Raw genomic sequence first — 15,280 nt, forward strand, 5'->3', positions numbered from 1 at the left:
AAGATTATTGAATGATCATTGAACAATTTGCAGCAAACCTAAGGGAAAAAGGGATCTCCCTTTCAAGTGAACAGCTCGGCCAATTTGAAATGTACTTTGAGACATTGGTCGAGTGGAATGAAAAAATGAATTTAACCGCCATTACCGATAAAGCTGAAGTGTATCTAAAGCATTTTTATGATTCGATTACGGCTTCATTCTATTTTGATTTTACAAAGCCTTTCCATCTTTGTGATGTGGGGGCGGGGGCGGGGTTCCCTAGTATTCCGCTAAAAATTGTTTTCCCACATATCGAAGTGACGATTGTTGATTCGCTAAACAAGCGCATTTCGTTTTTAAATCATCTCGCAAAGGAATTAAAATTGGAAAATGTTCATTTTATTCATGATCGCGCCGAAACCTTTGGGGTAAATCCAAATTTCCGTGAAAATTTTGAAGTCGTAACGGCAAGGGCCGTGGCAAGAATGTCTGTGTTGAGTGAACTTTGCCTGCCGCTTGTTAAAGTAGGCGGACACTTTATTGCCATGAAGGCTGCCCATGCGAAAGATGAATTAGAAATCGGTCAAAAGGCAATTACCACTCTTGGTGGAAGGTTGGAAGATATGTACACCTTTACACTGCCAATGGAAGAAAGCGAGCGGAATATTTTAATCATTAAGAAGGAAAAACAAACGCCAAAGAAATACCCGCGCAAGCCTGGGACACCGGGAAAGACACCGATTGAATAAGAAAAGCACGCTTCCTTTGCGCGGTGTATTGTAATAAAAACGGATTTGGAGTGCTAACAATTTTTCAATAAACATGTTATTCTAGGCAGGAAGAATGTCTGTATTCAGAGAATAAGTAATAGGGAGTTTCGTAAAGGTGGTGTTGGGGATGAAGCAATCGTTTACACGCTTTTTTGGCCTCGGCGATAAGGGAGAACAAGAGGTTGAGCTTGAAAAAGAGCTAATTGTAGAAAAAAACGAGGAAATAAAAAAGATTCCAATTGACCATATTGTTGCAAACCGATTTCAGCCTCGTACGGTTTTTGATGAAGAGAAAATTGAAGAATTAGCGCGAACAATTCACATTCATGGGATCATTCAACCGATTGTCGTTAGAGAGTTTGCCATTGACCAATATGAAATTATTGCTGGGGAACGCCGTTTTCGTGCGATGAAAAAGCTCGGTTGGACCGAAGCACCAGCCATTATAAAAAATTTATCAGATACTGAAACGGCCTCTGTTGCTTTAATTGAGAATTTACAACGGGAAGAGCTGTCGCCGATTGAAGAAGCGATGGCGTATGGTAAATTGCTGGAATTGCACAATTTAACCCAAGAAGCATTAGCACAACGCCTTGGGAAAGGGCAGTCAACCGTTGCTAACAAGCTTCGTCTTCTTAAATTACCGCAGCCTATTCAAGAGGCATTGTTAAATAAAATTATTACAGAGCGCCACGCTCGTGCACTGATCCCTCTCAAGGATCCAGAAAAACAAGTGGTGCTATTGGCTGAAATTATTGATAAGAATTTTAATGTCAAGCAGACAGAGGAACGTGTGGTCAAACTGCTTGAACAAAAAAGCGAAAAGCCAAAGCCGAAACGGAAGGCTTTCAGTAAAGATATGAGAATCGCCGTAAATACCATTCGTCAATCATTAACAATGGTAACGGACAGCGGGATTAACCTCAATGCTGAAGAAGAAGAATTTGATGAATTCTACCAATTTACGATTCGCATACCAAAGAAAAAGTAAGATCAATAGAATAATAGATACCAGAACCAGACATATACAAATGTTTGGTTCTTTTTTTGACTTAATTTTTTATTATAATGTTTGATGAAATACATCCCTTGACCGCTAAATTAAGAACATCAACGAATTGGAAGTTTGGAATATTTTCAGAAAAAATCCAACAACCTTTCTGTTTCATGCTAAAATAAAGGAATGGAATTTTCCTATCATAAATTCAGTTTAGATTAGCCAAATGACTAGTATTTTAATAGAATTTAATAGAAACATAGAATAAAACTTTGAGAGAATAAAAGGGTAGGTGACATCGTGGGCAAAGTTCTTGCAATCGCGAATCAAAAAGGCGGAGTCGGTAAAACGACTACCTCTGTCAACCTAGGGGCCTGCTTAGCATATATTGGGAAACGTGTCCTGCTAGTCGACACGGACCCGCAGGGAAACGCAACAAGCGGGATTGGTATTGAAAAGGCAGAAGTTGACCAATGTATATATGATGTTTTAGTAGATGATGTAGAAGCAAAGGATGTTATTAAACAAACATCGGTGGAAAATTTGTATGTGATACCAGCAACAATTCAGCTGGCTGGGGCAGAAATTGAATTAGTTCCGACTATTTCAAGAGAAGTTCGTCTGAAACGTGCACTTGGAGAAGTCAAAGAACAATTTGATTATATTATTATCGACTGTCCGCCATCGTTAGGCTTATTGACGATCAATGCGTTAACGGCCTCTGATGCTGTCTTAATTCCTGTTCAATGTGAGTACTATGCGTTAGAAGGCTTAAGCCAATTATTAAGTACAGTCAGACTTGTTCAAAAGCATTTGAACCAGGATTTGAAAATTGAAGGCGTATTATTAACGATGCTTGATGCTCGAACTAATCTCGGCCTTCAAGTAATTGAAGAAGTAAAAAAGTATTTTCAAGATAAAGTGTATAAAACCATTATTCCAAGAAATGTCCGCCTAAGTGAAGCACCAAGCCATGGGGAACCAATCATTACTTATGATTCGAAATCCCGTGGTGCTGAGGTGTATTTAGATTTAGCGAAGGAAGTGGTCTCAAATGGCTAAAGGTTTAGGAAAGGGATTAAACGCAATTTTTACGGATGTTGGCAAGGAAGAAACAGTTCAAGAAATCAAGCTTAAGGAACTGCGTCCTAACCCTTACCAGCCGCGGAAAAACTTCCAACAAGAGGCAATTGATGAATTAAAAGATTCTATTTTAGAACATGGAATCTTACAGCCAATCGTCGTTAGAAAAAGCCTTAGAGGGTATGAAATTGTTGTCGGTGAACGGCGTTTTCGGGCTGCAAGGGAAGCAAAGCTTGAAACAGTCCCAGCTGTTGTTCGTGACCTTTCAGAGCAGCAAATGATGGAATTGGCCGTTCTTGAAAATCTGCAGCGAGAAGATTTAAATCCCATCGAAGAGGGTTTAGCGTATCAAACATTAATGGAAAAGTTAAAGCTAACCCAAGAAGAGGTAGCGAAGCGATTAGGCAAAAGCCGGCCGCATGTAGCGAACCATGTTCGTCTGCTTTCCCTCCCTCCGAACATTCAAGAGTTAATATCCACTGCTAAGATATCAATGGGACATGGCCGTGCCTTGTTAGGACTCAGGGAAAAGGCAAAAGTTCCTGCATTGGTGGAAAAGATCATCAAGGAAGCGCTCAGTGTCCGTCAGTTAGAAAAACTGATTCAGCACTTAAATGAAAATGTTTCACGTGAAACAAAAAAGCCAGAACAGAAGAAGGATGTGTTTATCCAGGAACGTGAACACACCCTTCGTGAACGGTTTGGAACCACTGTAAACATTAAGCAGAATAAAAATAAAGGGAAAATTGAAATTGAATTTTTCTCACAAGATGATCTTGAACGAATTCTGGAAATGCTTGATCAAAATGAATCCTTATAACCATCCTTTCGATGGTTTATTTTTTTGGGTAAATATGATAGTTTATTAGGTATATATTTCGAAGGTCGAAGAAAAAGGTGAAATAGGATGTTTTTATTAGGAACACTTGTAAATGGGCTGTTAATAGTCATTGGAACGCTTCTTGGGAAGTTGTTAAATCGCATCCCAGAAGGAATGAAGGTTACAGTCATGTATGCCATCGGGTTGTCCGTCATGGTTTTAGGGTTGCAAATGGGCTTGAAGAGTGAAAACTTTCTCATTGTTATTATTAGTTTGGTGGTTGGAGCTGTAGCCGGCGAGGCTCTCAAATTGGAGGATAAATTAAATGACTTAGGTATATGGCTTGAGCAGAAAGTCGGCTCTAACAATGGAAAAGGGAGTATCTCAGAAGGGTTTGTCACTGCTACACTCATCTTCGTGATTGGGGCGATGGCGATTATTGGTGCACTTGATAGCGGCATCCGCGGTGATCATGCTGTTTTGTACACCAAATCATTGATCGATGGATTTACTGCGTTAATCTTAACGACAACTTTAGGGATAGGCGTTATTTTTTCTGCGATTCCGGTTGTCCTTTATGAAGGGGTGATTGCCCTGTTTGCTACCCAGATTGACCGGTTTGTTCCCCAAGCATTAATGGATCAGTTTATTGTTGAAATGACGTCCACGGGTGGGATCATGATTTTTGCGATTGGCCTAAATTTAACCGGAATGGTGAAAATTAAAGTAGCCAATCTGCTGCCTGGCATTGTCGTAACGGGACTGATCGTAACTATTCTTTATAATTATCATCACTATTTATAATCAATGGAAATAAAAGAGCAATCGGATATAACACCGTTTGCTCTTTTAATTTGTTTTCTCTTCTTCGAGCCAATTTAAGTTTAATTCCGTCCAGGTTTGTTTAGGGTATAACAGGCTTGCTTGATGGATCCCATTGGCAATCGTTTTTGCCATTCTCATGACAAGATTTAAGCGGGTGTTTTGTAAAACAAAAAACTCCATAAACCCGCTGACATTGACGATGCCGGTGATATGTATATCTCCGACCTCTGGAAGTTCTTTGTTTACTCCGGCTCCTGGTTTGACAGGACCTTTTCCTAATTGAATGACTCCGACATTTTTAGTCCTGCCCAAACAAGCATCAATCCCAATAATATAGGGGTCATCATGTTTTGCATGGATTTCCTTTAGTTTTTCAGAAAGATTGACGGCATGAATCGGTTCATCTAATGTTCCGTACACATAAAACGACCTCATACCCTTTTCTTCCAGCAGTGTCCCAACAAGTGGTCCTAATGAATCCCCTGTGGAGCGGTCGGTACCAATACATACAAAGACAATTGAGCGGTTTGTCAGACTGGGAATCATAGCAAGTAACTCTTCGGCTAGATTTTCAGCCGCATGCAAATCATCGTGGCTGATTCGCATCTTAGCCCTCCTGTCAAAAAAACTGGTCTTCAGATTCATTAAGTCACTCCCTCACCCTTAAGTCTTATTAGTATACGGAATTTTCAGTAAATCTATACATGGACTGGGGAGAAAAAGGAAAATTCATTATGCTATTAACTGCACAGAATAATTGCTAAAATAGATGTGGAATATGAAGTTATTAGAGGATGGTGTCTGAATGAGTCTTACACAAAAGGGAATGCAAAGATTAATCGATAAATTTCAAAATGAAGATACATGGTTGAATATGGGGGAAGCCCTTCTAAAAATCCTTGTGATTTTAATCATTACCAATATCTTGATTCGAATTGGAAAATTGATGATCCATAACATTTTTAAAATTAGAAACCTCTCTCCACTTAATACATCAGATCGGCGTGAAGAAACGCTCTCAAGGCTCCTGGATAATGTCCTTTCTTATGTGGTTTATTTTATCGCCTTTATGATGATCCTTTCTGTGTTAGGAATTGATGTAAAAGCACTGATTGCTGGGGCTGGGGTTGTAGGTTTAGCCGTCGGTTTTGGTGCACAAAGTTTAGTGAAGGATATCATTTCTGGCTTTTTTATTATTTTTGAGGATCAATTTTCAGTCGGTGATCATGTTCGCATAGGACAATATGAAGGTAATGTCGAAACTATAGGACTAAGAACCACAAAAATTAAAAGCTGGACCGGGGAACTGCATATTTTACCAAATGGCAGTATCATCGAAGTAACCAATTTCTCTATAAATAATAGTATCGCCGTTGTTGATATTGCCATCGCCTATGGTGAGGACATAGCGAAGGCGGAAAAGGTAATTGAGGATACCATTCAGTTTATGCCTGCCCAATATGAAGAGTTAGTTAAAGCCCCTGAGCTATTAGGGATTCAAACAATGGGTGCAACCGAGGTTGTATTACGGGTTGTCGCAGAAACACAGCCAATGAAGCAAGCGGCCGTTTCTCGAAATATTCGCAGGGATATCAAGCTTCAATTAGACGAGAATGGCATTAAAGCTCCAAATCCAAGAGTGGTCATGTATGGGTCTGAACAACCTAAATAAGGGGAGATTTTGCAATGGAAGAAAAAGAATTTGCCTTAAATGATGTTGTCGAGATGAAGAAACAGCATCCCTGTGGAACAAATCGTTGGAAGGTGATCCGCATGGGGATGGACGTTCGGATCAAATGTGAGGGCTGTGGTCACAGTGTCCTCATACCAAGGAGAGAATTTTCAAGGAAAATGAAGAAAATTTTGGTGAAGCATGAGGAGTAGTCTTATGCTTCTTTTTTTTGCCAAATTATATTATTCTTATTAGAAAAGTAGAAATAGAATTTTGACATAGGGGGTGAGGAAATTGGCACAAATACATCAGGCAGCATGTCCGTTAAATTGCTGGGATAGCTGCGGCTTTAATGTAACAGTCGAAAATGACCGGGTCACTAAAGTAGAAGGAGATCCCTCCCATCCAATCACACAAGGGAAAATTTGCGGTCGGGGACGGATGCTCGAAACAAGGACAAACTCCTCGCAACGGTTGTTGCATCCATTAAAAAAGATAAACGGTCAATTTGTGCAAATTTCCTGGGAACAGGCACTCAATGAGATTGCTGATAAATTAAAACAAATAAAAGAACAGTACGGTTCTACCGCTGTTTTACACAGCCATGACTACGCGAATAATGGCTTATTGAAAAACCTCGACCAGCGTTTCTTTAATTGCTATGGCGGTGTGACTGAGCTTTACGGCTCGCTCTGCTGGGGAGCTGGAATTGAAGCACAAAAATGGGATTTTGGAGATGCTTACAGCCACAAACCAGATGATCTTTATAACAGTAAAAATATTATTGTCTGGGGACGAAATGTCGCCCGGACAAATATGCACTTTTACGAAAAGCTTTTAGAAACGAAAAAACGTGGCGCGAAACTAGTGGTTATTGACCCTATCTTTAATGCAACGGCGAAAATTGCCGATGACTATATATCGATTAAACCTGGGATGGACGGACTATTAGCGGCGGGAATTATCAAGGAAATGCTCCGTTTAGGAGTAGAAGACCGCAGCTTTATTGAGCAATTTACCGCTGGCTTTGATGAGGTTGAACAGCTCCTTAACAGCATCTCGATCGAAAAAATTAGTGAAATGACGGAAGTCCCTTGTGAAGTGATCACTAAATTAGCTCATGTATATGCGGACAAACCAACTTCTACCTTTATGGGGCTTGGCTTACAACGCTATAAAAATGGCGGCAATACGATTCGCTTCATTGATGCCCTTGTTGCATGCAGCGGGAATATTGGCATTGCGGGCGGCGGCGCCAATTATGCCAACCTTCAAGTTGGGCAGAGCTTCGTGTTTGAAGAGTTGACCCTGCCAACTCGCAAACAAAAGCTGCGCCAATTTTCAATTATGAAGCAGGCAGAAGAAGTGTTAAAGGCAATAGACCCAGAAATTCAGATGATTGTAGTGACGTGTGGGAATCCCTTGACCCAGGTGCCTGACACCCAAGTGGTTGAAAAAGCCTTCTCTTCCGTAGCGACGCTGGTAGTGATTGAGCAATTTATGACGGACACCGCACAGCTTGCCGATTATGTGTTGCCGACTACAACTGCCTTTGAGGAAGAGGATATTTATTATTCTTCGATGTATCATCATTATGTGAATTATGGCCCTAAGCTTGTAGAAGCACCGGGTGAAGCCAAACCGGATTTATGGATCTGGACTGAATTAGCGAAAAGACTTGGCTTTGGTGAGGAATTTGGTTTTACAAGACAGCAATTCCTAAGGATGGCCTTTCAAGCATTAGAAGAAAAGGGTGCATCTCTAGAAACTTTAATGGATAAGCATACATTAGAATTGCCGGTACTCGCCATCCCATGGCAGGACCGAAAGTTTAAAACACCATCCGGAAAGTTTGAATTCACGGCACAGTTAGGTCAACGTAACGGCAGCGATGGACGGTTAACCTTAGCTGTACCCGCAGAGTCTAAATGGGAAAATCCGAAGCTTGCTGAAAAATATCCATACAGTCTGCTGACCATTCATCCGATGCGCTCCAATCACTCGCAGAACTATCACCTTTACCCAGTGACACCAAAAGTGAAGATGGAGGTTGCCCAAAATATTGCTGATGTTCTCGGTTTGCAAAAGGATGATTTTGTAAGGGTCTGGAATGACCGCGGGGAAGTAAAGGGCTATATTTCGATAGCAGCGGCTGCCCATCCGAACACCATTAATATCGATGAAGGAATTTGGATGCAGTTTGGTGGGTCTGTTAATCACCTGACCTCGAGCGGTGCATCTGATAATGGTCTTGGGAGCACCTTATATGATTGTCTCGTGAATATTGAAAAGGTCCATTAATTTATATGAGAAAAGGGGGCTGCAGAGAGGCCCCCTTTCTCATAACTAGACTTATTTATATTTCGGGATCTCTAGTACTAGTTTATAAGAATCTATTAAATTATATAAATTGTATATTTGGTGGACTTGCTTGGCAGCCCAGCCGATATCTGACGCATAATGATGTGTTGCACGATCGCTTGTTACTGTTGAACCTGGATTCCATCTCATTTTATAGAGGGTATCCTGCCCTGCGTTAATATATCCGTTGGAAATAAATTGAGCACCGCCGAGAATAGCCTTCTCAGGAGTAAACCAACCAGCATTATAAGCAAATTGGGCCCCGCTGGTGACCGCAGTTTGATCATAAGCACCAATTCCGAACATATTATAAACAGTTTTTCCATTAATTTGGACGCCTTGAGCCAGTTGTGATTTACCTTTATTTGTTTCTAATAAAGCATGGGATATTAAGTAAAGTTCATTCATTCCATATGTATTTCCAGCCTTGATAAAGGTGGATGCTAATCCTTGCAAACTACCTTTTCCAGACAGAATTCTTTCATTTAATCTATTATTCTAGTAAAACTATCAAGTAAAGTTTGTATTAAATTTTACCATATTTACCAAATAATATAGGAAAATTTGTAGAAAGAGGGAGAATTAGTTTGAAATTTCGATCTCTTTTTATCTTTATTTAGCATTTATTGGCATAAAACCAAATCTTCGTACCTGCTTTCTTTAATTGTTGTTACCATTAATCATTCTTGTCTTTTTACATTGAAATGCCTATAATTGTGAAAGACTTGTCTTTTTATTATCAGAACTAATTTTATTTAAAATAGATCTTATTTTTTTGAGGAGTGAAATAAATGGCATTAACAGCTGGTATCGTAGGTTTGCCGAACGTTGGTAAGTCTACTTTATTTAACGCAATTACCCAGGCAGGGGCAGAATCGGCCAATTACCCTTTCTGTACGATTGACCCGAACGTCGGAATCGTTGAAGTACCTGACGCCCGTCTGCAAAAATTAACTGAACTTGTTCAACCAAAAAAGACGGTTCCCACCGCTTTTGAATTTACCGATATTGCCGGGATTGTTAAAGGTGCAAGTAAAGGTGAAGGACTCGGAAATAAGTTCCTCTCACATATTCGTCAAGTGGATGCGATTTGCCAAGTAGTCCGCTGTTTTGCAGACGATAACATTACCCATGTATCTGGTAAAGTCGATCCAATCGATGATATTGAAGTCATTAACTTGGAGTTAATTCTTGCTGACATGGAATCGGTTGAAAAGCGGATTAACCGTGTTGAAAAATTGGCTAAGCAAAAAGATAAGGAAGCAGCGGCTGAATTCGAAGTCCTCTCCATGCTTCGTGATGCGTTTGAAGCAGAGAAACCAGCTCGTACCGTTGATTTTACGGAAGAACAAATGAAACTTGTTAAAGGACTGCATCTGTTAACAATCAAGCCTGTTCTTTATGTGGCCAACGTGAGTGAAGATGATATTGCCGATCCTTCTGACAATGAATATGTTCAAAAGGTCCGCGAATTTGCTGCTGCAGATAATGCAGAAGTGATCGTGATTTGTGCAAAGATTGAAGAGGAAATTGCTGAACTCGAAGGTGAAGAAAAGCAAATGTTCCTATCGGAGTTAGGCATTGAAGAATCCGGCCTTGACCAATTAATCCGTGCGGCCTATCACTTGCTTGGCCTAGCGACTTATTTCACAGCAGGTGTTCAAGAAGTTCGAGCCTGGACCTTCAGAAAAGGAATGAAGGCACCGCAATGTGCAGGAGTTATTCACTCTGATTTTGAACGCGGCTTTATTCGCGCCGAAACCGTTTCTTATGAAGATTTATTAGCCGCTGGCAGTCATACCTCAGCAAAAGAAGCGGGCAAGGTCCGTTTAGAAGGAAAAGAATATGAAGTAAAAGACGGCGACGTCATCCATTTCCGTTTCAACGTATAATATTTCAAGCTCTGCAGAATTTGCAGAGCTTTTTTTATTGGAAAAATCTCAATCCTGTGAATGAGATTGCTTTTGTTAAATAACTATGCTATAATTTCAACTTGTGAGTAATGAATAATTGCTCCTTGCCCAAATGGGCCGTTTAGACCAAAAGGAGGTGACTGTGATGAATAAGTACGAAATCATGTACATCATCCGCCCAAATATTGAAGATGAAGCTAAAAAGGCTCTTGTAGAGCGTTTTAATACAATTCTTCTTGATAACGGTGCGGAAACTGCTGAAACAAAGGATTGGGGTAAGCGTCGTTTAGCATATGAAATCAACGATTTCCGCGACGGATACTACGAAATCACTAAAACAACATCTTCAGCTGCTGCAGTACAAGAATTTTCTCGTCTTGCAAAAATCAGCGAAGATATCATTCGCCATCTAGTAATTAGAGAAGAAGCTTAATAATAGATTTGAAAATGTTTCATGTGAAACATTTTCTGAAAAAAAAGGAGTTGATTCTGATGATAAATCGTGTTGTTCTTGTTGGCCGTTTAACCAAAGACCCTGAACTGAAATATACACCAAATGGCATTGCGGTTGCTACATTTACTCTTGCAGTAAATCGTCAATTTTCAAATCCCCAAGGGGAACGTGAAGCAGACTTTCTTAACTGTGTAGTTTGGCGTAAGGCTGCTGAAAATGTTGCCAACTTCTTGAAAAAGGGCAGCTTGGCAGGTGTTGATGGTCGAATTCAAGTTCGTACTTACGAGCAGGATGGAAAACGTCAGTATTTTACTGAGATTGTGGCAGATAATGTTCAATTTCTTGAACCTAGGGGTTCTTCAGGCGGCAATGGTAGAAACGACAACAATCAATTCGGTGCTCCACCAAGGGAACCTCAAGGGAATCCTTATGGCGGCGGCAATCAGAATCAACAACGTCAAAACCAAAACACGAATAAAGGTTTCCAAAGAATGGACGAGGATCCGTTTGCAGGTAATGGTCAAATTGATATTTCCGATGACGACCTTCCATTCTAAACAACCTTAAATGAACGATAAACTAAAATTGATAAAGGAGGGAATTTTCATGGCAGGAGGACGTAAAGGCGGTCGCGCAAAACGCCGTAAAGTATGTTATTTCACAGCAAACGGTATCTCTCGCATCGATTATAAAGATGTGGATTTACTTAAGAAATTTATCTCTGAGCGTGGAAAGATTTTACCACGTCGTGTAACTGGTACTAGCGCTAAATACCAACGTAAATTAACAGTTGCAATCAAACGTTCACGTCAAATGGCATTACTTCCATTTGTTGCAGGTGAATAAAAATAGATAAGTAAAAAGGCAGTTAGGGTTATCCCTGCTGCCTTTTTGTTATACTCTAGAGTTGAATAGAACACCTTATATCGCTAAAATAAAGAATAGCTTTGTAAAATTAGGGGTGAAGTAGTGAAAGATGTACGCAAGCTTACAGAGGGTGCTGTTCTTTTGGCGGCCTTTGCTGCGCTATTATTAATAACGATTTATGTTCCTGTCGTTGGATCAATCCTAAACCTGGTACTGCCGCTGCCATTTATCATGTTTTCTGTTAAAAATAATCTGAAACTGATTGCCGCCTTTTTAGTAGCGGCCATATTTATTGCATTTATTGCAGGCTCTTTAATGGGTGTTGGCTTAATGTTGATTTATGGTTCGGTAGGTGCCGTTATTGGCTATCTGCTCCAAAAGGGCAAGAGCCGGACGTTCATATTAATAGCTAGTTCCCTTACATTTATGGCTGGCCTTGTGATTTCATATGTTGTCATGGTTGCTTTTATGAAAATCGATATTATCCATGAACTTACTGTAGCGTTAAATGAATCAGTTAAAAGCTCTGAGGCAATGCTTAAAGCAATGGGAAGAGAAGACCAAGTTGAACTCTTAAAAGAGCAAAATGCCTTAATGCTTAAGCAAATCGTAACGCTTGCACCAAGTGCTCTGATTTTCGCTTCCATCCTTTCCTCTTTTATTACTCAATGGATTTGCTTTCCAATTGCAAAGAGGTTTGGGGTGAACGTACAGCCATGGGGCAGTTTTCGCAATCTTGTCCTGCCAAAAAGCCTTTTATGGTATTATTTAATTGCCTTAGGGATAATGCTGCTCTTTCATCCGCAAGAGGGAACTTACTTATATTCTGTTTTAATTAACGCCAGGTACATATTAGAGACATTTATCATGCTTCAGGGTCTGGCTCTTTTATTTTTTATTTTCCACCAAAAGTCGGTTGCAAAGGGACTTGCTGTGTTAGTTGTAATTCTTACTTTCATGATTCCAATAGTCCGTTATATAATAATGTTATTAGGCATTACTGATTTAGGCTTTGATTTTCGAAAGCGATTTGAAATGAAAGAGTAAGATTTACGACTAGGAGCTGAAAATATTGCCTGCATTTTTAGAAAAGCGGTCGATTCGTTACCCTTTTTATGGGTTAATAGGCGTTACAGTGGTATTGACCATTGCCCTGTCCTTCTATAATTGGACCATTAGTGCAGCCGGGCTGTTTATCATGCTCTTCCCGCTCTACTATATGTTTGTTGTTGACCGCCGCCAAAGAAAAGAAATGGAAGAGTATATCGCGACCCTTTCTTACCGGGTTAAAAGAGTGGGCGAAGAAGCATTGATGGAAATGCCAATAGGGATTATGCTTATTAATGATGAGTATTATATCGAATGGACAAATCCATTTCTAGCCTCTTGTTTCGATGAGGATACCTTGGTCGGAAGATCACTTTATGATGTCGCAGATACGCTGATTCCGTTAATTAAACAGGAAGTAGAGACAGAAATCATTACGCTCCATGAACGAAAATTCCGTGTGATTCATAGACGGGAAGAACGGCTTTTATACTTTTTCGATGTGACGGAACAAAAGGAAATCGAAAAAATGTATCAAAATGACCGAACTGTCATTTCAATCATCTTTTTAGACAATTATGATGATCTTACCCAAGGGATGGATGACCAGATGCGTGGCAGCATCAATAATTTGGTGACGTCAATCCTGAATAAATGGGCACAGGATAATGGGATCTTTTTAAAAAGAATTTCATCTGAACGATTTATGGCCGTGTTTAGTGAAGGAATACTTCAGAAGTTGGAAAAAGGTAAATTTACGATTCTTGATGAGGTAAGAGAAATGACTTCCAAACAAAACGTCTCGTTTACCTTAAGTATTGGCGTCGGAACAGGCGTTTCTTCCCTGCCAGAATTGGGGGTTTTAGCCCAATCCAGCTTGGACTTAGCCTTAGGCAGAGGCGGCGACCAAGTGGCCATTAAACTGGCAAGTGGCAAGGTGAAGTTCTATGGCGGTAAAACCAATCCAATCGAAAAGAGAACCAGAGTTAGAGCACGAGTCATTTCGCATGCCTTAAGGGATTTAATTATGGCAAGTGATAAAGTGATCATCATGGGCCATAAACATCCGGATATGGATTCAATTGGCGCTAGCATTGGCATTTATAAAGTAGCCCAAATGAATCAGAAAGATGCTTATATCGTTGTTAACATGCAGGAAATCGACAATGCTGTCAAACGGCTCATGTCGGAAATCCGCAATCAAGAGCAATTATTTTCACATTTTATAGGTCCAGAAGAGGCGCTTGAAATCGCATCTGATAAAACCCTGCTCGTCGTCGTCGATACCCATAAACCTTCCATGGTCATGGAAGAACGGCTTCTTAATAAAATTGATCATGTCGTTGTGATTGACCATCATCGTCGCGGTGAGGATTTTATTGCTAATCCTTTACTTGTTTACATGGAACCTTATGCTTCATCGACATCAGAACTTGTGACTGAGTTTCTTGAATATCAGCCAAAACGGGGTAAAATTGAAATGATTGAAGCGACCGCCCTGTTAGCAGGAATCATCGTCGATACAAAAAGTTTTACGTTACGAACAGGCTCAAGAACGTTTGATGCTGCCTCCTATCTAAGAGCACATGGAGCTGATACGATCCTCGTTCAAAAGTTTTTAAAAGAAGATGTTGATACATATATCAAACGCGCCAAGTTAATTGAGTCTGTTACCTTTTACCGCGATGGGATTGCCATTGCAAAAGGAACTTCAAATGACTTTAATGACCAAGTGATTATTGCCCAAGCAGCGGATACATTGTTAACAATGGACGGAGTGCTTGCTTCCTTTGTTATCTCCGAGCGCAGCGAAGGGGTCATTGGCATCAGTGCAAGGTCACTCGGAAACATCAATGTCCAAGTAATTATGGAAGCCTTAAAAGGCGGAGGGCACCTGACTAACGCCGCCACACAGCTGAGTGGCTTATCGATCGCAGAAACGGAAAGTAAATTAAAGCTAGCAATTGATGAATATTTAGAAGGAGTGAAAAAAGAATGAAAGTAATTTTCTTAAAAGACGTGAAAGGTAAAGGGAAAAAGGGCGAAGTCAAGAATGTAGCTGATGGTTATGCCCATAACTTTTTAATTAAACAAGGTTTAGCAAAGGAAGCCAATAACGCGAATATCAGTACGCTGGATGCACTTAAGAAGAAGGAAGAAAAAGAAGCAGCTGAAGAATTAGCGGAAGCACAAAAATTAAAAGAGGTATTGGATCAAATTACGGTGGAATTAACTGCTAAAGCTGGTGAAGGCGGCCGCTTATTTGGCTCGATTACCACGAAGCAGATTGCTGAAGAATTACAAAAGAAACATGGTATTAAAATCGATAAACGCAAAATGGAATTAGCGGATGCGATTCGTACGCTTGGCCACACAAAGGTTCCGGTGAAGCTCCATCATGAAGTCGTCGCAACGTTAACCGTTTCTGTTACCGAAGTAAAATAAAAATTTTCCCAGTGCGAAATCGCTGCGGAACATGATAGAATATAAAA

16 protein-coding genes and 1 pseudogene are annotated in these 15,280 nt (G+C 40.2%); 15 read left to right on the forward strand and 2 right to left on the reverse strand.

The features are described from left to right. Nucleotides 1-11: 11 nt before the first annotated feature. The 5 genes from rsmG (at nucleotide 12) to J7E66_RS00090 (ending at nucleotide 4,453) form a co-directional block, all read left to right on the forward strand. Nucleotides 12-728, forward strand: a complete 717-nt coding sequence (rsmG, locus tag J7E66_RS00070; RefSeq protein ID WP_214997454.1) for a 16S rRNA (guanine(527)-N(7))-methyltransferase RsmG — start codon at nucleotides 12-14, stop codon at nucleotides 726-728. 148 nt (nucleotides 729-876) lie between these two features. After that, on the forward strand, nucleotides 877-1,740 hold the full coding sequence (gene noc / locus J7E66_RS00075) for a nucleoid occlusion protein (RefSeq protein WP_214997455.1): 864 nt from the start codon (nucleotides 877-879) through the stop codon (nucleotides 1,738-1,740). Nucleotides 1,741-2,046: 306 nt separating this feature from the next. Then, complete coding sequence (locus J7E66_RS00080; protein WP_214997456.1) at nucleotides 2,047-2,808, forward strand: ParA family protein; 762 nt, start codon at nucleotides 2,047-2,049, stop codon at nucleotides 2,806-2,808. Continuing rightward, nucleotides 2,801-3,649 (forward strand): ParB/RepB/Spo0J family partition protein, encoded by an 849-nt coding sequence (locus tag J7E66_RS00085; protein WP_214997457.1) that lies wholly within the window; start codon nucleotides 2,801-2,803, stop codon nucleotides 3,647-3,649. The genes J7E66_RS00080 and J7E66_RS00085 overlap by 8 nt, the downstream gene beginning before the upstream one ends. 87 nt (nucleotides 3,650-3,736) lie before the next feature. Then, nucleotides 3,737-4,453 carry a DUF554 domain-containing protein gene (locus tag J7E66_RS00090; protein ID WP_214997458.1) on the forward strand — a complete coding sequence of 239 codons (717 nt, stop codon included), beginning with the start codon at nucleotides 3,737-3,739 and terminating at the stop codon, nucleotides 4,451-4,453. A gap of 45 nt (nucleotides 4,454-4,498) precedes the next feature. Here the strand turns inward: J7E66_RS00090 and yyaC are convergent, their stop codons facing one another. Continuing rightward, on the reverse strand, nucleotides 4,499-5,119 hold the full coding sequence (gene yyaC, locus J7E66_RS00095; RefSeq protein ID WP_214997459.1) for a spore protease YyaC: 621 nt from the start codon (nucleotides 5,117-5,119) through the stop codon (nucleotides 4,499-4,501). A 160-nt stretch (nucleotides 5,120-5,279) separates the two neighbouring features. Here yyaC and J7E66_RS00100 point away from each other — a divergent pair, with 160 nt between their 5' ends. The 3 genes from J7E66_RS00100 to J7E66_RS00110 all read left to right on the forward strand — a co-directional run bounded on the left by J7E66_RS00100 (nucleotide 5,280) and on the right by J7E66_RS00110 (nucleotide 8,447). Further along, on the forward strand, nucleotides 5,280-6,146 hold the full coding sequence (locus tag J7E66_RS00100) for a mechanosensitive ion channel family protein (protein ID WP_214997460.1): 867 nt from the start codon (nucleotides 5,280-5,282) through the stop codon (nucleotides 6,144-6,146). A 14-nt stretch (nucleotides 6,147-6,160) separates the two neighbouring features. Further along, nucleotides 6,161-6,358 (forward strand): DUF951 domain-containing protein, encoded by a 198-nt coding sequence (locus J7E66_RS00105; RefSeq protein WP_026568062.1) that lies wholly within the window; start codon nucleotides 6,161-6,163, stop codon nucleotides 6,356-6,358. Nucleotides 6,359-6,440: 82 nt separating this feature from the next. Then, nucleotides 6,441-8,447, forward strand: coding sequence for a molybdopterin-dependent oxidoreductase (locus J7E66_RS00110; RefSeq protein WP_214997461.1), 2,007 nt, complete (start codon nucleotides 6,441-6,443; stop codon nucleotides 8,445-8,447). Nucleotides 8,448-8,498: 51 nt separating this feature from the next. Here J7E66_RS00110 and J7E66_RS00115 read toward each other — a convergent pair. Continuing rightward, nucleotides 8,499-8,996: pseudogene (locus J7E66_RS00115) on the reverse strand (N-acetylglucosaminidase); the annotation flags it as partial. Between the two features lie 302 nt (nucleotides 8,997-9,298). Between J7E66_RS00115 and ychF the strand changes: the two are divergent. The 7 genes from ychF (at nucleotide 9,299) to rplI (ending at nucleotide 15,233) form a co-directional block, all read left to right on the forward strand. Beyond that, complete coding sequence (ychF, locus tag J7E66_RS00120) at nucleotides 9,299-10,399, forward strand: redox-regulated ATPase YchF (RefSeq protein WP_214997462.1); 1,101 nt, start codon at nucleotides 9,299-9,301, stop codon at nucleotides 10,397-10,399. A gap of 166 nt (nucleotides 10,400-10,565) precedes the next feature. Then, complete coding sequence (gene rpsF, locus J7E66_RS00125; protein WP_088084870.1) at nucleotides 10,566-10,853, forward strand: 30S ribosomal protein S6; 288 nt, start codon at nucleotides 10,566-10,568, stop codon at nucleotides 10,851-10,853. Between the two features lie 59 nt (nucleotides 10,854-10,912). Continuing rightward, nucleotides 10,913-11,431 (forward strand): single-stranded DNA-binding protein, encoded by a 519-nt coding sequence (gene ssb, locus J7E66_RS00130; protein ID WP_168241417.1) that lies wholly within the window; start codon nucleotides 10,913-10,915, stop codon nucleotides 11,429-11,431. Nucleotides 11,432-11,480: 49 nt separating this feature from the next. Then, nucleotides 11,481-11,720 (forward strand): 30S ribosomal protein S18, encoded by a 240-nt coding sequence (gene rpsR / locus J7E66_RS00135; protein ID WP_088084868.1) that lies wholly within the window; start codon nucleotides 11,481-11,483, stop codon nucleotides 11,718-11,720. Between the two features lie 123 nt (nucleotides 11,721-11,843). Continuing rightward, on the forward strand, nucleotides 11,844-12,788 hold the full coding sequence (locus J7E66_RS00140; RefSeq protein ID WP_214997463.1) for a YybS family protein: 945 nt from the start codon (nucleotides 11,844-11,846) through the stop codon (nucleotides 12,786-12,788). 25 nt (nucleotides 12,789-12,813) lie between these two features. Next, complete coding sequence (locus J7E66_RS00145) at nucleotides 12,814-14,787, forward strand: DHH family phosphoesterase (RefSeq protein ID WP_214997464.1); 1,974 nt, start codon at nucleotides 12,814-12,816, stop codon at nucleotides 14,785-14,787. Next, nucleotides 14,784-15,233 carry a 50S ribosomal protein L9 gene (rplI, locus tag J7E66_RS00150; RefSeq protein WP_214997465.1) on the forward strand — a complete coding sequence of 150 codons (450 nt, stop codon included), beginning with the start codon at nucleotides 14,784-14,786 and terminating at the stop codon, nucleotides 15,231-15,233. Before J7E66_RS00145 ends, rplI begins: the two co-directional genes overlap by 4 nt. The last annotated feature ends 47 nt before the right edge of the window (nucleotides 15,234-15,280 follow it).

Source organism: Bacillus sp. ISL-7, assembly GCF_018613065.1.